Source organism: Hymenobacter puniceus, assembly GCF_014333525.1.
GTDB lineage: Bacteria > Bacteroidota > Bacteroidia > Cytophagales > Hymenobacteraceae > Hymenobacter.
This window is the reverse complement of record NZ_JACSCX010000004.1, coordinates 253,975-274,890: the sequence shown is the minus strand read 5'-3', so window position 1 is coordinate 274,890 and position 20,916 is coordinate 253,975. Positions and strand designations below refer to the sequence as shown.

The following is a 20,916-nucleotide window of genomic DNA, read 5'->3' as shown; positions in this document are numbered from 1 at the left end:
CTGTACTTCTGCATCAATGCCGCGGTGCTACTCTGCGGCCCGAAAAACGAGGATGGGTGTGGCGGTGCCAGCATCAAACAGGCGTAGCTCCTGGCCGCTAAGCTCATAGCGCACCGTGCGCGGCAAGGCATTCAGGTAGCGGTCTTCGAGGTTTTGCGCGGCGCAAGTGGCCCGGGTAGACGCCTGTGCGCTTACGCTGAGCTGGTTGCTGCTACCCAAAGTGTAGGTTCCGCCAAACGAATTGCACGGTGCCAGACCTGCCGTTTTGCTGTCGGCGTTGAACTGGATATAAGACCTGTAAGTAGGGGAGTAGCTGGATACTGCAATGGGGGTGCCTTCCACCTGCACCAGCATCCAGCGGGTACTCTGGATAGGAGAGCTGTCGTCTTCCTTCTTGCAGCTGCCGAGCAGGGTTAACGCACTGACTAATAGGATAGAATTTCGCATGACAATAAAGGAGCTGAGCGTGGACAAAAGCGAGGCTAACCACGGGAGGCCGGATTAAGCAAGAAAGTTGCAGGCAACGGTATACGGCCACCTGGAAGGTAATTGCCGAACCCCAGCCGGGCCGGCGTGGTATACCGGGTTCATCTATTCCGCTCTGCCTGCATGGCCCGTCCCACTTCCTCTGCCGACCCTTCTGCTGCCACTCCCGACCCCAAAGCTGGCTACGTGCGCGTGCGCGGCGCCCGGGAGCACAACCTCAAAAACGTCAGCGTAGATATTCCGCGCGATGCGCTGGTGGTGTTTACCGGCGTGTCGGGCTCCGGCAAAAGCAGCCTGGCCTTCGGCACGCTCTACGCCGAAGCCCAGCGCCGCTACCTGGAGTCGGTGTCGCCGTACGCGCGGCGGTTGTTCCACCAGATGGCCGTGCCCGAGGTGGATGCCATTGAAGGGTTGCCGCCGGCTGTGGCCCTGCAGCAGCAGCGCGGCACACCCACCACCCGCTCGTCGGTGGGCTCCGTCACCACGCTGTCCAACCTAGTGCGCATGCTCTACTCGCGGGCCGGCGACTACCCGGCCGGGCAAAGCATCGTGTACGCCGAAGGCTTCTCGGCCAACACGCCCGAAGGTGCCTGCCCCACCTGCCACGGCCTGGGCCGCGTGTACAAAGTAACGGAACAGAGCATGGTGCCCGACCCCACGCTTACCATCCGGGAGCGGGCCATTGCGGCGTGGCCCCAGGCCTGGGGCGGCCAGAACCAGCGCGACATCCTCGTGACGCTGGGCTACGACGTGGATGTGCCCTGGCAGGACCTGCCCCAGAAGCAGCGCGACTGGATTCTGTTCACCGAGGAGCAGCCCGTGGTGCCCGTGTACCCCGGCTACTCGCCCCAGGAAACCCAGCGGGCCGTGAAGCGCCGCGAGCCGCCGAACTATATGGGCACGTTCAGTAGCGTCCGGCGCCATGTGCTGCACACGTTTGCCACCACCCAAAGCCCGCTGATGAAAAAGCGCGCCTTGCAGTACATGCTCAGCACCGAATGCCCCACCTGCCACGGCAAGCGGCTGCGGCGTGAGGCGCTGGCCGTGCGCTTTGCCGACCTCGATATTGCCGACTTTTCCGGTTTGCCGCTGAAGCGTGTGGCGGCGCTGCTGGAGCCCTACGCCCGCGGTACCGTCGCCCGCCAAACCCACGATGCCGAGCACCCCGAGCAGGCCGAAGTAGCCCACCGCATCGCGCAGGATTTGTGCGCCCGCCTGGAAGTGCTGCTGGATCTGGGCCTCGGCTACCTGTCGTTGGAGCGCAGCACGCCCACGTTGTCGCCGGGCGAGCTGCAGCGGCTGCGGCTGGCCACGCAGCTGTATTCCAACCTGTTTGGGGTGGTGTATGTGCTTGATGAGCCCTCGGCCGGCCTGCATCCTTCCGATACCGAAGCCCTGCTCTCGGCATTGGCCAGCTTGCGCCGGGCTGGCAACTCGCTGTTCGTAGTAGAGCACAACCTCGACGTGGTGCGTCAGGCCGACTGGCTGGTTGATGTTGGGCCCGGCGCCGGCGAGTTAGGCGGCGAAATCCTCTACAGCGGCCCGCCAGCAGGGTTGGCAGATGTGGAAGCCTCGCAAACGCGGCACTTTCTGTATCCGGCGCCTGCCACAGCCCCGGCCGCCGTGCCCCGCACGCCGCAGGGCTGGCTGCAGCTAACCGGTGTCCAACGCAACAACCTCGACGGCCTCGACGTGGAGTTTCCGCTGGGCGTGCTCACTACCGTTACGGGTGTGTCGGGCTCCGGCAAGTCCAGTCTCGTGAGTCAGGTGCTGGTGGAACTGGTGGCCGCGCACTTAGGCCACGAACTGTCATCGGAGGAAGACGAAACGGCCGACCCGCTGGAACGCGCCGCCGCTCCCGCAACTGGTGGCCGCATTGTGAGTGGCCTGGAAAATATCAAGCGGCTGGTGCGCGTGGATCAGAAGCCGATTGGCCGCACGCCGCGCTCCAACATGGCCACCTACACCGGCCTATTCGACCATGTGCGTAAGCTGTTTGCCGCCACGCCCGCCGCCCGCAAGCGCCGCTACGATGCCGGCCGCTTTAGCTTCAACGTGGCCAAAGGGCGCTGCGAGAAGTGCCAGGGCGAAGGGTTTGTGATGGTGGAGCTGCTGTTTCTGCCCAGCGTGTACGCGCCATGCCCCGTCTGCCACGGCGCCCGCTACAATGCCCAGACCCTGGAAATCATGTACCGCGACAAGAACATTGCCGAGGTGCTGGGTTTGACCGTGGATGCCGCCTGGGAGTTCTTCCAGGACGAGCCCACCGTGCAGCGCGCCCTCACGGTGCTGCGCGAAGTGGGCCTTGGCTACCTGCGCCTGGGCCAGCCTGCTACCGAGCTTAGCGGCGGCGAAGCCCAGCGCATCAAACTGGCCACGGAGCTGCAAAAAGCCCAGCGCGGCCAGTCGCTCTACATCCTCGATGAGCCCACCACCGGCCTGCACCCCGCCGACGTGGTGCGCCTGCTCGCCCAGCTCAACCGCCTCGTGGAGGCCGGCAACACGGTCATCGTGGTGGAGCACGACATGCGCGTGGTGGCCGCCTCCGACTGGGTGCTCGACATGGGTCCCGGCGCCGGCGACGAAGGCGGCCAGGTGGTAATAGCCGGTCCGCCCGCCGAGGTAGCGAAGTCCAAAAAGAGCCGCACGGCACCCTACCTGGCGCGGTTCCGGCCCTGATTGCGAACTGGCACCACACAAAAACGGCCGCGTCCTGACTGTCAGGAAGCGGCCGTTTTTGTGCGTTCAGGCAGCAGCTATTGGTGCAGGTCGGCCAGGCCGGGGTGCGTATAGATGCGCTTGATGTAGGTGTTGAGGCGGTTCAGCATCTCGGCGTCTTCTTCGTGCAGCAGCTGGCGCCACAGCGCCTGTACCAGCAGCGTGAGGTGGTAGGTGGCCAGGTCCGGCTGCGCATAGCCCAGGTCGATGAAGGCCTTGTTGAGCAGCGCGTACACGGGCAGCATAAACTTCTGGAAGTGCTTCTGCACCACTTCTTTGTCGAAGGCCTTGTCCTGCAGCGTCCAGAACGCCCGCTCTTCCCGCACCAGCTTATAGGGCAGATCGATGACCTTCTGCACCAGCGCTGAGGCGTCGTCTTCGGTGAGCATGCCGCGGTTGGCCTCCACAATGCGCTTGTAGCCGTCCTTAATAATAGACTCGAATAGCTTGTCTTTACTTTGGAAATACTTGAAAATCAGTGGCTCCGAAACGCCGGCTTCTTTGGCAATGAGTGCCGTGGAGGTATGGTCGTAGCCCCGATCGGCAAACAGCTGCAAGGCAGTTTGCTCAATTCGCTGGTAGCTTTTCATAATGCAGAAGGATGAGGTGGGCGAAGGCCGCGGCCGGTACCTGCTGATGCCGGAATCAGGTAGGTGCAAACGGCCCGGCGTTGGCCGGCAAGGCCAAAAATAGAGAGTAGGGCGCAATACCTGGCATACTGGCCGCAACTATCCGCCAACAAGCTAACACTTGTGGCGGCTACACCAGGGTTTTTAAGAACATAATTCGGGCATTACGGCCGGTTGTTGGTCCTGCTGTCCCCCTACGGCCCCTATGGCTACCGTGGAGCGCCCTAATATTCGTGTAGCAACATAACACCACTGTTCAGGTATACGTACAGTATGGCACCAGTTCCGGCGCAGTAGCTACGTGCAGACCCGAGGTTTCCGTTGATCTGAACCAGTTGGCACAGGGGTGGTTTAGACCATATCCTCGCCGATGCCCGTATGGCTGGCTCCTTCCCGTTTTACTTGCCTCCACTCATGCCTGATTTTCCTGCTTCCGATTTCCCGGCCGGCGGTACGCCCCCCGAACCGCAGCCCAATGATGGGTCGCGTCGCTCATTTATGAAGCAGGCCGGGGGCATCCTGGGCTTAGCGCTGGCGCCACCGCTTGTCAGCCAGGCCGAACGTTTTACGGCCTACTCCAAAACGGTGGAGGGCGTCACGTCGCTGCAGCTGAAAGTCAACGGCGCGGTGCGCACCATACAGGCCGAGCCCCGCGTGACGCTGCTCGACGCCCTGCGCGAGTACCTCGATCTGACCGGCACCAAAAAAGGCTGCGACCATGGCCAGTGCGGCGCCTGCACCGTGCACGTCGATGGCAAGCGCATCAACTCCTGCCTCACGCTGGCCGTGATGCAGCAGGGCAAGGAAATCACCACCATTGAGGGCCTGGCTCAGGGCGACAACCTCCATCCGATGCAGGAAGCATTTATCAAGCACGACGGCTTTCAGTGCGGCTACTGCACTCCCGGCCAGATTATGTCGGGCGTGGCCTGCGTGAAAGAAGGCCATGCTAGCACCGACGACCAAACCCGCGAGTGGATGAGCGGCAACCTCTGCCGCTGCGGTGCCTACCCCAACATTGTAGCCGCCGTGCGAGAAGTAGCGAAGGGTGGTGCTTAGTGCTTGGTGCCTAGTGCTCAGGTCGTTCTGGAAAATGAGCGGTTCAGGCACTACGCAACCTTAGTACGCATCAATTCCTAAGCACCAGGCACTAAGCCCTAAGCACTGAAAAAATGAACAACTTTAGCTACATGCAGGCTGGTTCAGCCAAAGAGGCCACCGGGCTTCTGAAAGATAAACCCCAGGCGGCCTACATTGCCGGCGGCACTACGCTGCTGGATATGATGAAGGCCAATCTGGTGGAACACCCACAGCTGGTGGACATCAATACGCTGCCGTTCAAAGGCATCGAGCAAACCAAGGATGGGCTGCGTATCGGGGCCATGGAGCGGATGAGCGACGTGGGCGAGAACAAGCTGGTGCTGGAGCAATACCCGGCCATTTCGGAGTCATTGCTACTGGCAGCCTCACCGCAGCTGCGCAATATGGCCAGCATCGGGGGCAATATTTTGCAGCGCACCCGCTGCGGCTACTTTCGCGACGCGGCGTTTCCGTGCAACAAGCGGGTGCCCGGCTCAGGCTGCCCCGCCTTGGAAGGCGACAACCACAATCTGGCCGTGCTGGGCACTTCTGACAGCTGCATTGCCACCGCCTACCCCGGCGACTTATCAGTGGCGCTGGCCGCGCTGGACGCCGTGCTGACGCTGGAAAACCAGAAAGGCAAGCAGCGCCGCGTGCCCGTTACGGAGTTCTACCTGCTGCCCGGCAAAACGCCGCAAAAGGAAACCGTACTGGAGCCTGGCGAGCTGATTGTGGCCGTGACCATCCCGGCCGCTACGCACGCCCGTCGCTCTACCTACCTGAAGGTGCGGGAGCGGGCTTCTTATGCTTATGCGCTAGCCTCGGCTGCCGTGGGGCTGGATGTGCAGGGCGGTACCATTCGCTCGGCCCGTGTGGCGCTGGGCGGTGTGGGTACAAAGCCTTGGCGCAGCCTCGAAGCCGAGAAGCTGCTCGTGGGCAAACCCGCTACTGAGGCTACGTTTCGGGTTGCTGCCGCGGCTGCTTTGCGCGGGGCGCAACCCCGCAAGGAAAATGCCTTCAAGGTAGAGCTGGCGCAGAACACGCTGGTGCAGGCCTTGATGAAAGTAGCCGGCTAAACACCGCAGCAACGTCATGCAGAGCGCAGCGAAGCATCTCGCGTGCTGACGTCAAGTCACCAGTACAACCTCAGCACGCGAGATGCTTCGCTGCGCTCTGCATGACGTTCTATTCGAACAAGGCCTAGCACCAAGCACCACTATGGATACCGCAGAACCAACTTTCTTTGATACCAACCCAAAAGCCGGCGCCGTAGGCAAACCGCTGAACCGCGTGGACGGGCGGGATAAAGTCACGGGTAAAGCCAAATATTCGGCTGAGTTCAACCAATTGCCTGGTCTGGTGCACGCTGTGCTCAAAACCAGTGATGTCGCCAAGGGTCGTATCACTGGTTTTGATACTGCGGCTGCTCTGAAGCAACCCGGCGTGCTGGCCATTCTGACCCACCAGAACCTGCCGAAGCTGGCCAAAACGCCCAACGACGCAGAAGGCAAAAAGGCCATCGGTGCCCCGATGGGTTTCATGCCGCTAACCTCCGACCAGATTCACTACGCCGGCCAGCCCGTAGCCATTGTGGTGGCCGACACGCTGGAACGGGCCCAGTACGCCGCCGCCCTGCTGAAGGTGCAGGTGGCCGCCGAAAAGCCGATTGCTTCTTACGAAGATCCGCAGGCCAAGCTGTTTGACCCAACCAAAGTGCAGGATGGCAAAACGCCGGCTCATACGGTGCGCGGCAATCCGCAGCAGGCCTTTGCAGCGGCTCCTGTGCAGCTTACGCACACCTACACGCACGCTATCAACCACCACAACCCTATGGAGCCCGGGGCCACTACGGCTCATTGGGAAGCCCCCGACCGCCTTACCATCTACGACGCCACGCAAGGCGTGACGCGCACTCAAAAGGCAGTGAGCACCATGCTGGGCCTTTCGGCGGAGCAGGTGCGCGTCGTGACCAAGTACCTCGGCGGCGGCTTTGGGTGCAAAGGGTCCAGCTGGCCTCATACTATCCTGACGGTGCAGGCTGCCAAGGCTGTAGGGCGGCCCGTGAAACTCTCACTCACCCGCCCACAGATGTTCACTGGTATGGGCCACCGCGAGGATCAGGAGCAGACTCTGAAGCTGGGCGCTACCAAAGACGGCAAACTCACGGCGCTTATTCACGAAAAGACCTCCACTACTTCGCCCTGGGATAACTACGCCGAGCCCAATAGCAAGATTATAAATCTGCTGTATGCATGCGAGAATTTCGAGGCCAGCTACCAGCTGGCCCGCGCCAACGTGATGACGTCCACTTTCACGCGGGCACCCGGCGAAGCACCCGGCTCGTTTGCGTTGGAGTGCTCGATGGATGACCTGGCCTACCAGTTGGGCATTGATCCGCTGGAAATCCGGCTGCGCAACTACGCTGAGAAGGACCCCAGCACCGGCCAGGCCTGGAGCAGCAAAAGTCTGAAACAGTGCTACGCCCGTGGGGCCGAGCTGTTTGGCTGGAGCAAGCGCAACCCTAAAGCCGGCGCCACCCGCGACGGCCGCCTGCTGGTGGGCTGGGGCATGGCCACGGCCAGCTACCCGGTACACAACTCGCAGGGCACGGCCCGCGCCCGCCTCTATGCCGATGGACACGCCGTGGTGCAGTCGGGCGCAACCGACCTAGGCACCGGCACCTACACCGTGATGACGCAGGTAGCAGCCGACGCCCTGTTTCTGCCCGTGGACAAAGTGCGGTTCGAGTTGGGCGACACCAAGCTCCCTACGGCTCCCAACTCGGGCGGCTCGGTAGCGGCTGGCACAGTGTCGTCGTCGGTGTACATGGCTGCGCAGGACGTGTGGCAGAAGCTGATTAAGGTGGCGGTGATGGATAAGAAGTCGCCGCTGTACCGCGCCAAAGCGGCCGATGTGGAGGTGAAGCAGGGCCGTTTGCAGCTTAAGAACAACCCGCAGAAAGGGGAGGACTTCGCCGCCATCATGAAGCGCGCCGAAATGACCGACATTGAAGGCAACGGCCAGGGCCGCTACGGCAGCGGATACGAAGACGCCCAGGCCGCCGCCAATGCTGACCCCACTAAAAAGGACGAAGCCGGCGACCATTCCATGCACTCCTTTGGGGCGCACTTCTGCGAGGTGAAAGTAGACCCTGAGCTGGGCACCGTGCGCGTCACGCGCTGGGTGAGCGTGCACGGGGCCGGCCGCATCCTCAACGCCAAAACCGCCCGTTCCCAGATCATCGGGGGTAGCATTTTCGGCATCGGGTCGGCCTTGATGGAAACCACCGTGCGCGACCAGAACTACTCGCGCTACACCAACGCCTCCCTGGCCGACTACCACATTCCCGTCAATGCCGATATTCCGGACATGACAGTGGAGTTCATCGATGAAAAAGACCCCTACATCAACGCCATGGGTGTGAAAGGTATCGGTGAAATTTCGATGGTGGGCGTGGCCGCCGCCGTAGCCAATGCTGTGTTCCACGCCACCGGCAAACGAGTGCGCAGCCTGCCAATTACTCCAGACAAAGTGCTGGAGACAAAGCCAGTGCAGGCATAAGTGCAACTGTCATTCCGAGCGGAGCGAGAAATCTGGGTTACTCGTCAACGGGTACCTCAGATTTCTCGCTCCGCTCGGAATGACAGTTTCAGGCCAACGCCGCCATTACTCTATCCGTATTGCTGTTTATCATGACCGAACTTCAACGCCTGCTTATTGCCTACGACGCCCACCGTGCCGAGGGTCGCGCCTGCGCTCTGGCGTCCGTGGTGGATGTAGCTGGCTCGGCGTATCGTCGGCCGGGTGCCCGTATGCTGGTGACAGACGAAGGCCAGCTGACAGGGGCCATCAGCGGCGGCTGCCTCGAAGGCGACGCCCGCCAACGGGCCCGCCGCGTAATTCAGCAGGGCCGCCCTACTGTCGTCACCTATGATTCCACCGACCCTGACGACGACCTGCAATTCGGGGCTGCACTGGGCTGCCAGGGCATCGTGCAGATTCTGCTGGAGCCCCTCGATTTCCAGAATCCCGACAACCCCGTGGAACTGTTGCGCCACTGGGCGGAGGGGGTGGAAGAGCCCGCCGTGGTAGCCACCGTGTTCAGTACCGCCGGTTTGGGTTCCGAGGTGTCCGTAGGCCAGCGCCTGCTGCTCACCTCCGACAACACCGCCCAGGGCACCCTGCCGGAAGCTGCCGACTTATACGCCTCAATCCTGGCTGATGCCCGCACTGCACTGGCCGCCGGGCAGCCGGCCACCCGGCACTATGCCACTGGCCCCGGCACCGTGCGCGTAAGCCTGGAGATTCTGCGTCCACCCGTACGCCTCACTGTATATGGTGCCGGCAACGATGTGCAGCCGCTGGTGCGGCTGGCCGCCAGCCTCGGCTGGCGTGTGCTGGTAGTCGATGGCCGCCCCGCCCAAGCGCAGCCCGCCCGCTTTCCCGAGGCCGATGAGGTGCGCGTACTTCCGTTGGCGCAAGTAAGCCAGCAGGTCCACGACGGCAGCTTTGCGCTGCTGATGACGCATAATTACTACTACGACCTGGCCGTACTGCAGCATCTGTTGCCCGCAGCTTCGGCCCGGTATATTGGTTTGCTGGGGCCGCGCAAAAAGTATGAGCGGCTGCTGGAAGAACTGTCCCAAACCACGCCCGACGCGGCCGAGCAGTTGCGGGGCCGCATCCACAGCCCCATCGGCCTGAACCTGGGGGCCGAAACGCCCGAGGAAATTGCCCTGTCCATTGTGGCCGAAATTCAGGCGGTCCTCACCAAACGCCCCGCCGGCTTCCTGCGCGACTCTCCGGATCCTATCCACCCGTCGCTGCACAGCAATGCCCCACTGGTGCCCGAAGGCCGGGTAGATGCTGTGTGCGCCATTGGTGAGTAAACGCATAGTAGCGCGAACTTTGCAGTTCGCGTCCCCGCGCCATTCAACGAATCTGATGGTGCTGGGACGCGAACTACAAAGTTCGCGCTACTGCTTTTCAGACCTCCGACTTTATAGCCGGATAGCCATTCATCCGGCTACCTACCACCCCCATGTCCAACGCCATTCTCCTGCTGGCTGCCGGCTCTTCTTCCCGCCTCGGCCGGCCCAAACAGTTGCTCCAGTTTCACGGCCAGACGTTGCTGCGCCGCGCCGCCGAAACGGCCATTGCCGCCGCGATAGGCGCGCCGGTGGTAGTGGTAACGGGCGCGCTGCACCAGGAGCTACTACCAGAACTGGTGGGCCTGCCGGTAGCGGTGGTGCATAACCCCGACTGGGCCGTCGGCATGGGCTCATCTATTCAATCCGGCCTCCGTTTTCTCGAAACCGTGCTGCCAGACTCAGCCGGCGTAACCGTCATGCTCTGCGACCAGCCCTTTGTGACGCCCGCGCTGCTGGCAGCGCTGCGCAACACGCAGGTCCGCACCGGCAGGCCCATCGTGGCGTCAGCGTACGCAGAAACCCAGGGCGTACCTGTCTACTTCGCTGCTGAGGTGCTGCTATTATTGCGGGCGCTGCCGGCCGGGGCAGGAGCGGGGCAACTGCTGCGCCAGCACGCGGCCTTGGTAGCAGCAGTGCCGTTTCCGCTGGGCGCCGTGGACGTGGACACGCCCGAGCAATACGCGGCGCTGCTGGCGGGGAAGTAGCCTATAAGGTGTTCGGCTCAGTTTTCTGCTGCTGCCGCAATGTTAAGAATCCAGGCCCGGCAACGGCCGCGCGGAATTCCCGTTATCTTGCCCGAACCTACCTCAACTATTGCCCCTATGAGCGACGCTACCGCCGCCGTAACCGCCCCCGAAGTGGGCTTCGAGAACATTCCCAAGGACGATAAGCGCATCACCCGCGGCTGGACGTTCTACGACTGGGCCAACTCGGTGTATCCCCTGGTCATTACCTCCAGCATCTTCCCCATCTACTGGGGCGCCATGGTGAAGGAAATCACCAAAACCGACAGCGGCAAAAGCCCGGTGGATTTCCTGGGGTTTCAGGTACCCGGTTCCTCGCTGCTGACCTACGCTATTTCGGCGGCCTTCCTGTTCATTGCCATCATCAGCCCGTTTCTCACGTCGCTGGCCGACTTTTCGGGGCGCAAGAAACTGTTCATGCAGATTTTCTGCTACCTCGGGGCCTTTTCCTGCGCCGCGCTGTTCTTCTTCACGCCCGATACGCTCACGCTCAGCACCTTCGTATTCGTGCTGGCCACCATCGGGTTTTCGGGCTCCATCGTCTTCTACAACTCCTACCTGCCGCTGATTTCCAGCGAGGAAAAGTATGATTCGCTGTCGGCGCGGGGTTTTTCGATGGGCTACATCGGCTCGGTGCTGCTGCTGCTGGTTTGCCTTGGGCTGATTATGGGCCACGAGAAAATCGGGCTGGAAGAGGGCTTTGCCACCCGGCTGGCCTTCCTGCTCACCGGCATCTGGTGGGCCGGTTTCGCCCAGATTGCCTTCTTCGCACTGCCCGCCGACCCCGGCCGCCCCGCCGGTGCCGCCGACGATTCGGGCTGGCTGCTCAACGGCTTCCGCGAGCTGGGCAAAGTGTGGGACCAGCTCCAGCAGCTGCCCAACCTCAAGCGGTTCCTGCTGGCCTACTTCACCTACAACATGGGTGTGCAGACGGTAATGTACGTGGCCACCATCTTCGGCGACGAGGAGCTGAAGCTCGAAAGCTCGGCCCTGATTCTAACTATCCTGCTGCTCCAGATTGTGGGCATTCTGGGGGCCTACCTGTTCTCAAAACTATCGGAGCGCATCGGCAATACTCGGGCCTTGAGTTGGGCGGTGTTCATCTGGATGCTGATCTGCATCGGCGGCTACTTCGTGCAGGCGGGCTGGTCGTTCTACGCGCTGGCGGCCATTATCGGCCTCACGATGGGCGCGGTGCAGAGCCTGTCGCGCTCCACCTACTCCAAGATTATTCCTGAAAACACGCCCAACACGGCCGCTTTCTTCAGCTTCTTTGATGTCACTGAGAAGCTCAGTATTGTGATTGGGACGGCCGTGTTCGGCGTCATTGCTCAGGTAACGGGCTCCATGCGCAACAGCATTTTGTCGCTCATCGTGTTCTTCGTGCTGGGGCTGATCTTCCTGCTTCGGCTACGCGGCAAAAAGCTGCGCGATGACGTGGCGGAGCCCGCTAAAAAGCTGGCGTAGATCTGCAAAGTTGGCTTGCCGCCAACCGCTTCTTTGAAGCGGCCAAATAGTTTCAGTACTTGCCCACGAGCACCGGCCGCACCGGTGCTCGTGGTCTTTTTCCTCCCTCCCAAACCGCAGTTCCTTATGCACACTTCCTCTCTCCAACAGAACATTCTGGCTGAGCTCGACCACGAGCTGGCCACCACCCGAAAGCTGCTGGAGCGCGTGCCTTATGATCAGGCCGATTTCACGCCGCACCCCAAGAGCATGAAGCTGTGGCAGCTGGCCACGCACGTCGTGAACCTGCTGGCGTTCAACCAGCTGTTCGTGCAGCACGCCTCCCGCGACTTCCTCGACCCCAACGGCCCCAAACCCGGCCCTACGCCCACTAGCTCCGAGGAACTGCTGCAACGCTTCGATCAATACAGCGCCAGCTTGCGCCAAGCCCTGCAGGAATCCGACGACGAGAAGTTAACCGGCAGCTTCCGCCTGCACCGCGGCGAGCAAACCCTGATGGAGCGGCCTAAAGGTGCCGCTATTCGCATCATGGGCCTCAACCACAGCATCCACCACCGCGGCCAGCTGTCGGTGTACCTGCGCCTGCTCGACATCCCGCTGCCTGCCATGTATGGGCCCTCCGCCGACGAGCAGGGCTGGGGGTAAGGGAAATTAAGAAAGCAGAACGTCATTCAGCGCGAAGAATCTCGCGCGCTGATGTTGTGATAGTAGCCCTGTTGTAGGATTACCATTGCAACGTCAGCACGCGAGATTCTTCGCGCTGAATGACGTTCTGCTGTTTACTTTACTGAAAACACCCGTTCGCCAGCAATCCAGGTTTGCTGGACTTTGGCGGTGCGGAGCTGCTCTTTAGGAGCTTCCAGCAGGTCGGTTTTCAGCACCACGAAGTCGGCGGCCATGCCGGGGCGGATGCTGCCTTTCTGCTTGTCCTCGAAGGCGGCGTGGGCGGCCCAGGTGGTCATGCCACGTAATGCGTCGGGGCGGCTGAGGGCGTTTTCCATCTGAAACCCGTTGCCTGGGTAATTTTTGGCATCCTGCCGGGCCACCGCCGAGTGAAAGCCGAATAGCGGGTTGATATCTTCCACAGGGAAGTCGGAGCCGATGGCTACCTGGCCGTACTGCTTGCGAAGTTCTTCGTAGGCGTAAGCGGTTTTCAGGCGGCTACTGCCCAGCCGCTCGCCGGCCCAGTACATATCGGAGGTGGCGTGCGTGGGCTGCACTGAGGGCACGATGCCGTACTGCCCGAATTTCGGCATGTCGGCGGGTGTAATGACCTGGGCGTGCTCAATGCGCCAGCGCCGGTCCTGTTGGCCTTTCAAAGCCTCGCCGTAAATGTCGAGGATAATGCGGTTAGCGGAGTCGCCGATGGCGTGCGTATTCATCTGGAATTTGCTGGCCGCAATTTCTTTGGCCAACGCCCGGTATTCCTTTTCAGTGGAAAGCAGAAAGCCGGTTTCTTTGGGTCGGTCGGCGTAGGGCTCCACCAGGCAGGCGCCGCGCGAGCCCAATGCTCCATCGGCATATACCTTGAAGGAACTGACGGTCAGCCGGTCCTGCAGTACCGGGCCGTTTTCGAGGTAGAAGTCTTTGTTGGCCTTGGTGGGGTTGAGCATGGCGTAGAGCCGCACCTTGAGCTTGCCAGCCTGTTGCAGCGCTTCCAGCCGGTCGATGTTGGCCTTATCCAGCCCGGCGTCGGCCATGCTAGTGAGGCCCACAGCCAGGCACAGTTTCTGGGCCTGCAGCAGCGCGGCATCGGCTTCGGCAGGCGTCGGCTCCGGAATCTTTGCTGAAACCAGATCCACGGCATTATCTACCAGCAGACCGGTGAGCTGGCCCGCCACATTCCTGGTAATCGTGCCGCCGCTGATGGGTGTGCGGGCCGTAACGCCAGCCAGGTCCAAGGCCTTCTGGTTCACGAGGGCCGCGTGGCCATCCACCCGGATGATGAATACGGGCGTGTTCGGAAACAGCGCGTCGAGAGTGTCTTTGGTAGGAAACTGCTTGCTGGGCCAGTCGTTCTGGTCCCAGCCGCGGCCCGTGAGCCAGGCCGCCTGCGGGTACTGCTGCCGCTGCCGCTGGAGTTTTTGTATTACTTCCGGCCAGGAGTTGGTGCCCACCAAGTCGGCGTCGCGCAAACCCAAGGCGTAGCGGTAGAAATGGCAGTGCGCATCGTAGAAGCCGGGGTAGATAAACTGGCCTTGGGCATCCACTTCCTGCTTGCTTTGGTACTTGGCCCGGATTTCTTCAGCTGTGCCCACGCCCACAAACTTGCCATCCTGCACGGCAAACGCCTGTGCTTTGCTGAACGCCGAATCAACGGTGTACACGGTGGCATTGTAAACGATGAGGTCGGCAGGCTGGCGGGCGGGAGTGTTGCAGCCGAAAAATCCCAGTAGTGGCAGTAGCAGCCAGGACAAGCGTAGGGTTGAGGTCATGGCGACGAAGGTACGCGCCGCCAAGGATTCTGTACGCCAAAAAATGTGCGCCCCGGCTACTGCACTATTGGTTTGCGCCGGGACCGAGCATCCTGCTTTCGGCACTGTTCCAGCCAAGTCAAGGCGCTTTCCTCCGTCGTAAACCGCTCCAGATGATAGGGGCGGTCGTCGAAGTAGGAGAGAGCCGGAATGGCGGGATTGGCTAGTACGCCCGCCAGCTGGTGCGGCGCCATCAGATACGCCAGATACACGGGCCGCTTGAGACGCACCGGCAGCTGCGGAAAAAAGTCGCTCAGTATCCATTGCACGTCGGCTGCATCTACCCCGCCAGCCCGGTTGCTCAGGTCTACCAGCCAGAAGCGGCAGCGCCGCGATACGGCCGCATCCAGCAGGGCCGCGTAGCCGCGGTGCAGCTCAAACGGCATCACGCCGCGCCACCAGCGGCCCGCCAGCACGCGCGGCGCCACCAGATAGTCGATGGTGAGATAAGAAGAGGAGAAGTGATTCATAGCAGCGTGGTTGTGGAGCGAGCGGGAGCGGAAAGCGGAAGCAATGCTACGCGCAGCAACAAAAATCCCCAGGGCTGCGGCAGTCCTGGGGAGTAGTAGCTGCACGCAGTGGTGCAAGCTAAAAAAAATAACCAGAGCGGTTGAGCTTACTCGAAGCGCATGTGCTTCACCGATTCGCCGGAGTTTTTCAGTTCCAGCAGCGAGTCAATACCGATTTGCAGGTGCGACGTCACGAAGTCGGCCGTCACCTTTTTGTCGCTCTCCGACGTTTTCACGCCTTCCGGCGTCATCGGGTTGTCGCTGACGAGCAGCAGCGCGCCGTGGGGAATTTCGTTCACGAAGCCCACCGTGAAGATGGTGGCTGTTTCCATGTCCACAGCCATGGCCCGGATCTGGCGCAGGTACTCCTTGAAGTTTTCGTCGTGCTCCCACACGCGGCGGTTGGTAGTGTATACAGTGCCGGTCCAGTAGTCCTTTTCGTGCTTCTTGATCATGCTGCTCACGGCGCGCTGCAGCCGGAACGAGGGCAAAGCCGGAATTTCAGCGGGCAGGTAGTCGTCGGAAGTACCCTCGCCCCGGATGGCGGCGATGGGCAGGATCAGGTCGCCGAGCTTGGTTTTGTTTTTCAGGCCGCCGCACTTACCCAAGAACAGGGCGGCTTTAGGATGCACGGCCGAAATAAGGTCCATGACGGTAGCCGCCATCGGCGAGCCCATGCCGAAATTGATAATGGTGATGCCGTTGGCCGTGGCCGTTTGCATGGGCTTATCGAGGCCCCGCACTTCCACGCCGAACTGCTCGGCAAACATGTGCACATAGTTGATAAAATTGGTCAGCAGGATGTACTGGCCAAAGTCGCCGAGCGGCACGCCGGTGTAGCGGGGCAGCCAATTCTCTACGATGTCGGATTTGGTTTTCATATGGATTTGGTTGGGTGTTTAGGATCTTGGGGTCTTGGGTCTTAGGATCTTGAACTTCATCCAAGACCCTAAAAAAAAACCGTCAGACCCTTGGGAAAAGGATGTGACGGTACGGAGGCGAAAAGCGGAACCGAAGTTCAGGACCGTACCTTTGGAGGTGATGCAAGAGTTAGACCTGCCGCCTTTCGACTACAAAGTTACACAATCCGGCCCAACTACACTGATCTGGGATGTGCTGCGCCGCAAGCAAGTAGTGCTTACGCCCGAAGAATGGGTGCGCCAGCACGTGGTCCACTACCTGATCAGCCACCGCGGCTACCCCAAGGGACTGCTAAGCCTGGAGCGGGGCCTGCGCTACAACCAGCGCCAGAAGCGCACCGACCTGGTAGCGCTGGATGCTACCGGGCAGCCCCTGCTGCTGGTGGAGTGCAAGGCGCCGTCGGTGCCCATCACGGCGGCTGTGGCCCAGCAGGCGGCCACCTACAACCAAATGGTGGGCGCGCCGCTGCTGCTGCTTACCAACGGCCTGCAGCACTTCTGCTGGCGCGTGAACTTTGTGGCCCGTACCAACGAGCGGTTGGTGGAAGTTCCTCGCTACGAGTCAGCTACAGAATAATTTGCCGGGCTATTTTCGTGCGAAGTACCGTATACTAATCTATAGCAAAGTGGGCGGTAGCTAGGAAGTAGTTGTAGTGTTGGATCCTGTAGCTGAATGTGCTGATGACAGATAAGTACACGGTTGTGGCCGCAGGCGCCACTACTTCGGTAGTAGAGGAGGCCTATTGCGTATTCACGTTGCACGGCCTGTTTCAGACAGCTAATCAGGCTTTCCTCTATCTGGCAGGGTGCCCTGCAGCCGCGCTCCAAGGCAAATCGGTTGCTGACCTACTTGACCCGGCAACTGCCCGGCACATAATGGCCGTACTACAGGAGCTGCCTCCGCATGCCCAGATTCTGTCGTTGGCTGGTATGCTACACAGCCCCTCCGGCAATGCGCAGCCAGTGCAGCTCACGCTTCTGCCGCGCAGCTCCGAAGGCCAGCTGACGTGTATGGTGCGCCCTCAACTGCCTGACCTGCTCACAGAAAAAGCCCTTCACGAGCAGGAAAATCCGCTGTCGGTAATATTCGCCAGCATTGCCGATGTAATTTTTGTGCTGGAGGTGCTGCCGGCGTTTCAGTACAGATTTCTCTTCGCAAACCAGGCATTTGAGACTACCACGGGTATAGCTCGGGAGGCCATAATCGGACGGCTGGTGCAGGAAGTAATTCCGCAGCCTTCCCTAAGTTTGGTGGTAAAGAACTACCGGCAGGCTGTTGAAACCAGGATGCCGGTACAGTGGCAGGAAACCAGCAACTACCCTACGGGCCAGCTGGTGGGCCAGGTTTGCGTGACACCGGTGCTAAACGATGACGGGGTTTGCTGCCAGCTGGTAGGCATTGTGCATGACCTGACGGCGCAATACCGCACCGAAGAGCGGCTGCGTGCCAGCAATGAGCGGTTCATGTACGCCCTCAAAGCCACCACCGATGCCATCTATGACTGGGATGTTCAGGCCGATACGCTTTATTGGGGCGAAGGATTTGAGGACCTATTTGGCTACCAACTATCCGGCAACCCCACCGGGTTTGGGCAGTGGGCTGACTATGTGCACCCGGAAGACGCCGCCCGTACCGTAGACGACTTACTGCATACAACGCACAATACCAGCCGCAGCCATTGGCAGCAGGAGTACCGGTTTCAGCGCGCCGACTCCTCGTGGGCCATCGTATTTGACAGGGGCTACATTCTCCGCGACGCGCAGGGGCGCGCCGTACGCATGATTGGGGCTATGCAGGACATTACAGAGCGCAAGCAGGCCGAGGAGCAACAGCAGCGCATGGCCCAGGAGGTATACAAGCAAAACGCCGATCTGCAGCAGTTTGCCTATATCTTGTCGCACAATCTGCGGGCGCCGCTGGCCAATGCCGAGGGCTTTGCCAGCCTGCTGGCCTGCGTGCCGCGCCAGGCAGAGGAGTTCGATACCACTCTGAAATATCTGCATACCAGTCTGCAGCAGGTCGGCGACGTACTGGAAGATGTTAATACCATTTTATCAGCCCGCGATACGCCCATTGTAGCGGAGCTTGAGTTGGTGCCAGTAAGCATTGTATGCCAGCAGGTGATAAAGACGCTGACCCCTGACCTGGAGCGCTGCCAGGGCCAGGTTTTCTGCTCGATACCTAACACATTGCAATTGCCAGGCAAGCGGGCCTATTTCTACAGCATATTCCTGAATCTGCTCACCAACGCCATCAAGTACCGGTCGGCAGATCGGCTGCTGCGCGTTGATGTTGAGGCCTATGCACACCCGCCCGGCCATACCATCATCACCATTGCCGACAACGGCTCCGGGTTTGACATGCCGCCTGTCAGCCAAGATGTATTTCAGCTGTATAAGCGTTTTCATACCAACGTTAGTGGCCGTGGTATCGGCCTGTTTCTGGTGAAGGCCCACGTCGATTCAATGGGCGGTAGTATTTTTGTGCATAGTATAGCGCGGCAGGGCACTACTTTTACCTTGCAGTTCAGTTACCCTTCCGCATGACTACCTTCCTCATCGACGACGACAGCCTGAGCAACTACCTCACGGAAACGCTGCTCAAGATGGAAGATTTCTCGTCCAACATTCGCACGTTTGAAGCTGCCGACGAGGCGCTGGCGGAACTGGTGGAGCAGCCGGAATTGCCGCGGGTGGTATTTCTGGATTTGAATATGCCCGTCATGAATGGCTGGGAATTTCTTGATGCGCTGGCCCCGTACCGTGGCCGCCTGCAGGGGCGCTGCCGCATCTATATCCTCACCTCGTCGCTGGCTTTGTCGGATCTGAACCGTTCCCGCCACTACGATCTGGTGGCCGGCCTGATTCACAAGCCCATCGACAGCGGCGAAATCCGAGCCATTCAGGCCGAGCTGGCCCAGGCCGAATCAGAATAAGTGTGGCTGGAATACAGCGCGCTTACTATCGGTAGAGGGCGTTGTCGAGCAGGCCGGTGGTGAAAACCTGCACGCAGGCTTTCAGCTCGTTGCCGTACGCACGCAGCTTCTGCGGATCGGGGTGGGCGAGGGGCACGGCCGGCAACGCGTGGGTCTGGTAAGGATAGAGCCGCACTTGGTTGTCGGCGGTAAGCTCCGTTACGAAATCGTGGTGCACCAGAAAGTAGCTGCCGCCACTCAGGAATATGGCCCGCCCGGTGGAGCCCGCGTCAAATGCAGAGGAGCCGAAAGGCAGCAGCTGGCCTAGTGGCACCGGCACTTGCAGTAAATCCAGCACGGTAGCGGGCACGTCGGCCTGCTGCGTGATGCGGTGTACGTTGGCAGCCGGCAGCGTGCGGCCGGGGTGGAAGAGCAGCAGCGGCGTTTTGTAGGCGCCCAGCGTATTCTGGTATGTGGGGTCGTCGGACTGCGAAGTATGGTCGGCGAGAAGCACGAACAGCGTGCGGCGGTACCACGGCTGGCGGGCGGCCGTGGCAAAAAACTGTTGAAGCGCGAAGTCGGAATACGCCACGGTGGCGTGGATAGGCAGCGTGCCCGGCGCAAACCGCTTGGTGTAGGGCGCTGGCACCAGAAACGGCTCGTGGGCGCTCAGCGTGAAAACGGTGCTGAAAAACGGCTCCTTCTGCTGGCTCAACTCTTGCGCAAAATACTGCAGATACGGCCCGTCCGGAATGCCCCAGTGCCCATCGAAATCGGGGCTGCCGGCGCCACCCGGGTACTCATCAAGCCCGAAATACTGCTGCATGCCCGCCATGCCGGCGAAGGTGTTGAAGCCCATCGTGCCATTCTGCGCACCATGAAACAACGACGTACGGTAACCGCGTCGGCCCAGCAATTCGCCCAGCCCGTGCAGCTCGTTGGTTTGGAAGCTGGAGGTGATAAACGAGTTGTCCATCAGGCCCGGCAGGCCGGCCAGCGTGGCGGGCAGTGCCTCAATGGAACGGCGGCCATTGGCGTAATGCTCCCGAAACAGCAGCCCGCCGTGCGTGGCCAGCGAATCGAAAAACGGCGTGTAGCCGCGCCGGCCCGGGTTTTCGACGCCCGTGTATTCGGAGGCGAAGCTTTCCAGCAGCAGCACCACCACGTTGTCGGGGCGCGGCGCGGTGCGGGCCGGCGGCAGCGGCCGGGCCGCCAGCGCCTGCCGCAGCTCGGCCCCCGATCGGAAATACTGCTTCCGCTCGATAGTCTGAGCGTCCAGGCTTTTCAGGAACGTGAACGTGCTGTTGAGCGCCAGATGCCCCAGCACTGCCGGCTGCTGCCCGAAGGCATGCCCGGTGCGTAAGGGCTTGAGCTGCAGCCCGCCCCGGATGCCTAGCACCACCAGCGCCGCCAGGGTCAGCACCTGTGCAGCGTAAAGCAGAACGTTTTTAGGGCGTAGGGCTTGGGGCCTGAGGCTTGGGTGTGTTTCGTTTGTGTCTGTATGAACCGGCTCAGGCAACGGGTACAGCCGCCACAGTGCCGCCAACAGCAGCCCAAACGGAATCAGCAGGTACCAATAAGTAAGCACCAGCTGGCCTGCCTGCCGCCGCACATCGTCGCCGATGGTGGCCAGCTCGTTGCTGGTGCGGCGCCCGATGAACTTGAAATATTCGGTGTCAATCAGGTTCAGGGCTATGCCAAAACCGTTCAGCAGCAGCCACACTGCCCGCACCACCCGCTGCCAGTTCCGCACCCGGCTGGGCACCAACGACAGCAGCAGAAACGGAATGTTGAGCAGCAGCAGTGCCGCCACATCAAACCGGAAGCCATGCCAGAACGCCAGCAAAACCTGCCCGGTTTCCGCCTCCTGAAACGTGGCGCGGTTGGCCGCATAAAAACCCACTCGCAGCAGCAGGTAAGCTCCCAGCAGCAACAGAAAACGGCGAGCCAACAAACGCAAAAACTCAGCGGGCATAGCGAGGCAAATGGGTATTGTAGCACGAAGTCCTTTGCTTCGCGTTTCGCGGAACGTTGTCGGTGAACA

The 20,916-nt window shown here is 61.0% G+C and carries 17 protein-coding genes; 11 read left to right on the top strand and 6 right to left on the bottom strand.

From position 1 onward, the window contains the following. Nucleotides 1-27: 27 nt before the first annotated feature. Nucleotides 28-447, bottom strand: a complete 420-nt coding sequence (locus H8B14_RS13450; RefSeq protein ID WP_187316155.1) for an META domain-containing protein — start codon at nt 445-447, stop codon at nt 28-30. A 162-nt stretch (nt 448-609) separates the two neighbouring features. Between H8B14_RS13450 and uvrA the strand changes: the two genes are divergently transcribed. Beyond that, the gene (gene uvrA / locus H8B14_RS13445) at nt 610-3,165 is read left to right on the top strand and encodes an excinuclease ABC subunit UvrA (protein WP_187316154.1); all 2,556 of its coding nucleotides are present in this window, start codon (nt 610-612) and stop codon (nt 3,163-3,165) included. 77 nt (nt 3,166-3,242) lie between these two features. Here the strand turns inward: uvrA and H8B14_RS13440 are convergent, their stop codons facing one another. Continuing rightward, nucleotides 3,243-3,794 carry a TetR/AcrR family transcriptional regulator gene (locus tag H8B14_RS13440; RefSeq protein WP_187316153.1) on the bottom strand — a complete coding sequence of 184 codons (552 nt, stop codon included), beginning with the start codon at nt 3,792-3,794 and terminating at the stop codon, nt 3,243-3,245. Nucleotides 3,795-4,247: 453 nt separating this feature from the next. Here H8B14_RS13440 and H8B14_RS13435 point away from each other — a divergent pair, with 453 nt between their 5' ends. The 7 genes from H8B14_RS13435 (at nt 4,248) to H8B14_RS13405 (ending at nt 12,699) form a co-directional block, all read left to right on the top strand. After that, complete coding sequence (locus H8B14_RS13435) at nt 4,248-4,892, top strand: (2Fe-2S)-binding protein (protein WP_261990013.1); 645 nt, start codon at nt 4,248-4,250, stop codon at nt 4,890-4,892. Nucleotides 4,893-5,005: 113 nt separating this feature from the next. Next, nucleotides 5,006-5,989, top strand: coding sequence for an FAD binding domain-containing protein (locus tag H8B14_RS13430; protein ID WP_187316152.1), 984 nt, complete (start codon nt 5,006-5,008; stop codon nt 5,987-5,989). A gap of 142 nt (nt 5,990-6,131) precedes the next feature. Next, the gene (locus H8B14_RS13425; protein ID WP_187316151.1) at nt 6,132-8,474 is read left to right on the top strand and encodes a xanthine dehydrogenase family protein molybdopterin-binding subunit; all 2,343 of its coding nucleotides are present in this window, start codon (nt 6,132-6,134) and stop codon (nt 8,472-8,474) included. 131 nt (nt 8,475-8,605) lie between these two features. Then, entirely contained in the window at nt 8,606-9,802 is a 1,197-nt protein-coding gene (locus tag H8B14_RS13420) for an XdhC family protein (RefSeq protein WP_187316150.1), read from the top strand. Between the two features lie 152 nt (nt 9,803-9,954). Continuing rightward, the gene (locus H8B14_RS13415; RefSeq protein WP_187316149.1) at nt 9,955-10,548 is read left to right on the top strand and encodes a nucleotidyltransferase family protein; all 594 of its coding nucleotides are present in this window, start codon (nt 9,955-9,957) and stop codon (nt 10,546-10,548) included. Nucleotides 10,549-10,665: 117 nt separating this feature from the next. After that, complete coding sequence (locus H8B14_RS13410; protein ID WP_187316148.1) at nt 10,666-12,054, top strand: MFS transporter; 1,389 nt, start codon at nt 10,666-10,668, stop codon at nt 12,052-12,054. A 126-nt stretch (nt 12,055-12,180) separates the two neighbouring features. After that, nucleotides 12,181-12,699 carry a DinB family protein gene (locus H8B14_RS13405; protein WP_187316147.1) on the top strand — a complete coding sequence of 173 codons (519 nt, stop codon included), beginning with the start codon at nt 12,181-12,183 and terminating at the stop codon, nt 12,697-12,699. 134 nt (nt 12,700-12,833) lie between these two features. Here H8B14_RS13405 and H8B14_RS13400 read toward each other — a convergent pair whose 3' ends face one another. From H8B14_RS13400 to H8B14_RS13390, 3 genes are all read right to left on the bottom strand, one after another. After that, the gene (locus tag H8B14_RS13400) at nt 12,834-14,489 is read right to left on the bottom strand and encodes an amidohydrolase (RefSeq protein ID WP_187316146.1); all 1,656 of its coding nucleotides are present in this window, start codon (nt 14,487-14,489) and stop codon (nt 12,834-12,836) included. Between the two features lie 56 nt (nt 14,490-14,545). Beyond that, nucleotides 14,546-14,998 carry a hypothetical protein gene (locus H8B14_RS13395; protein ID WP_187316145.1) on the bottom strand — a complete coding sequence of 151 codons (453 nt, stop codon included), beginning with the start codon at nt 14,996-14,998 and terminating at the stop codon, nt 14,546-14,548. A gap of 146 nt (nt 14,999-15,144) precedes the next feature. Next, nucleotides 15,145-15,918 (bottom strand): AMP nucleosidase, encoded by a 774-nt coding sequence (locus H8B14_RS13390; RefSeq protein ID WP_187316144.1) that lies wholly within the window; start codon nt 15,916-15,918, stop codon nt 15,145-15,147. Nucleotides 15,919-16,078: 160 nt separating this feature from the next. Here H8B14_RS13390 and H8B14_RS13385 point away from each other — a divergent pair, with 160 nt between their 5' ends. From H8B14_RS13385 to H8B14_RS13375, 3 genes are all read left to right on the top strand, one after another. Beyond that, nucleotides 16,079-16,534, top strand: a complete 456-nt coding sequence (locus H8B14_RS13385) for a type I restriction enzyme HsdR N-terminal domain-containing protein (protein ID WP_187316143.1) — start codon at nt 16,079-16,081, stop codon at nt 16,532-16,534. Nucleotides 16,535-16,638: 104 nt separating this feature from the next. After that, nucleotides 16,639-18,504, top strand: a complete 1,866-nt coding sequence (locus H8B14_RS13380; protein ID WP_187316142.1) for a PAS domain-containing sensor histidine kinase — start codon at nt 16,639-16,641, stop codon at nt 18,502-18,504. Then, complete coding sequence (locus H8B14_RS13375) at nt 18,501-18,893, top strand: response regulator (protein ID WP_187316141.1); 393 nt, start codon at nt 18,501-18,503, stop codon at nt 18,891-18,893. The genes H8B14_RS13380 and H8B14_RS13375 overlap by 4 nt, the downstream gene beginning before the upstream one ends. A 25-nt stretch (nt 18,894-18,918) precedes the next feature. Here H8B14_RS13375 and H8B14_RS13370 read toward each other — a convergent pair whose 3' ends face one another. Next, the gene (locus tag H8B14_RS13370; RefSeq protein ID WP_187316140.1) at nt 18,919-20,847 is read right to left on the bottom strand and encodes an LTA synthase family protein; all 1,929 of its coding nucleotides are present in this window, start codon (nt 20,845-20,847) and stop codon (nt 18,919-18,921) included. Nucleotides 20,848-20,916 lie beyond the last annotated feature (69 nt).

What these genes read in the sequence shown, in the direction of transcription:
- H8B14_RS13420 (WP_187316150.1), top strand. Translation starts at nt 8,606, where the DNA reads ATGACCGAACTTCAACGCCTGCTTATTGCCTACGACGCCCACCGTGCC.
- H8B14_RS13435 (WP_261990013.1), top strand. Translation starts at nt 4,248, where the DNA reads ATGCCTGATTTTCCTGCTTCCGATTTCCCGGCCGGCGGTACGCCCCCC.
- H8B14_RS13415 (WP_187316149.1), top strand. Translation starts at nt 9,955, where the DNA reads ATGTCCAACGCCATTCTCCTGCTGGCTGCCGGCTCTTCTTCCCGCCTC.
- H8B14_RS13405 (WP_187316147.1), top strand. Translation starts at nt 12,181, where the DNA reads ATGCACACTTCCTCTCTCCAACAGAACATTCTGGCTGAGCTCGACCAC.
- H8B14_RS13440 (WP_187316153.1), bottom strand. Translation starts at nt 3,794, where the DNA reads ATGAAAAGCTACCAGCGAATTGAGCAAACTGCCTTGCAGCTGTTTGCC.
- H8B14_RS13410 (WP_187316148.1), top strand. Translation starts at nt 10,666, where the DNA reads ATGAGCGACGCTACCGCCGCCGTAACCGCCCCCGAAGTGGGCTTCGAG.
- H8B14_RS13370 (WP_187316140.1), bottom strand. Translation starts at nt 20,847, where the DNA reads ATGCCCGCTGAGTTTTTGCGTTTGTTGGCTCGCCGTTTTCTGTTGCTG.
- H8B14_RS13425 (WP_187316151.1), top strand. Translation starts at nt 6,132, where the DNA reads ATGGATACCGCAGAACCAACTTTCTTTGATACCAACCCAAAAGCCGGC.
- uvrA (WP_187316154.1), top strand. Translation starts at nt 610, where the DNA reads ATGGCCCGTCCCACTTCCTCTGCCGACCCTTCTGCTGCCACTCCCGAC.
- H8B14_RS13400 (WP_187316146.1), bottom strand. Translation starts at nt 14,489, where the DNA reads ATGACCTCAACCCTACGCTTGTCCTGGCTGCTACTGCCACTACTGGGA.
- H8B14_RS13390 (WP_187316144.1), bottom strand. Translation starts at nt 15,918, where the DNA reads ATGAAAACCAAATCCGACATCGTAGAGAATTGGCTGCCCCGCTACACC.
- H8B14_RS13380 (WP_187316142.1), top strand. Translation starts at nt 16,639, where the DNA reads ATGACAGATAAGTACACGGTTGTGGCCGCAGGCGCCACTACTTCGGTA.
- H8B14_RS13385 (WP_187316143.1), top strand. Translation starts at nt 16,079, where the DNA reads ATGCAAGAGTTAGACCTGCCGCCTTTCGACTACAAAGTTACACAATCC.
- H8B14_RS13450 (WP_187316155.1), bottom strand. Translation starts at nt 447, where the DNA reads ATGCGAAATTCTATCCTATTAGTCAGTGCGTTAACCCTGCTCGGCAGC.
- H8B14_RS13430 (WP_187316152.1), top strand. Translation starts at nt 5,006, where the DNA reads ATGAACAACTTTAGCTACATGCAGGCTGGTTCAGCCAAAGAGGCCACC.
- H8B14_RS13395 (WP_187316145.1), bottom strand. Translation starts at nt 14,998, where the DNA reads ATGAATCACTTCTCCTCTTCTTATCTCACCATCGACTATCTGGTGGCG.
- H8B14_RS13375 (WP_187316141.1), top strand. Translation starts at nt 18,501, where the DNA reads ATGACTACCTTCCTCATCGACGACGACAGCCTGAGCAACTACCTCACG.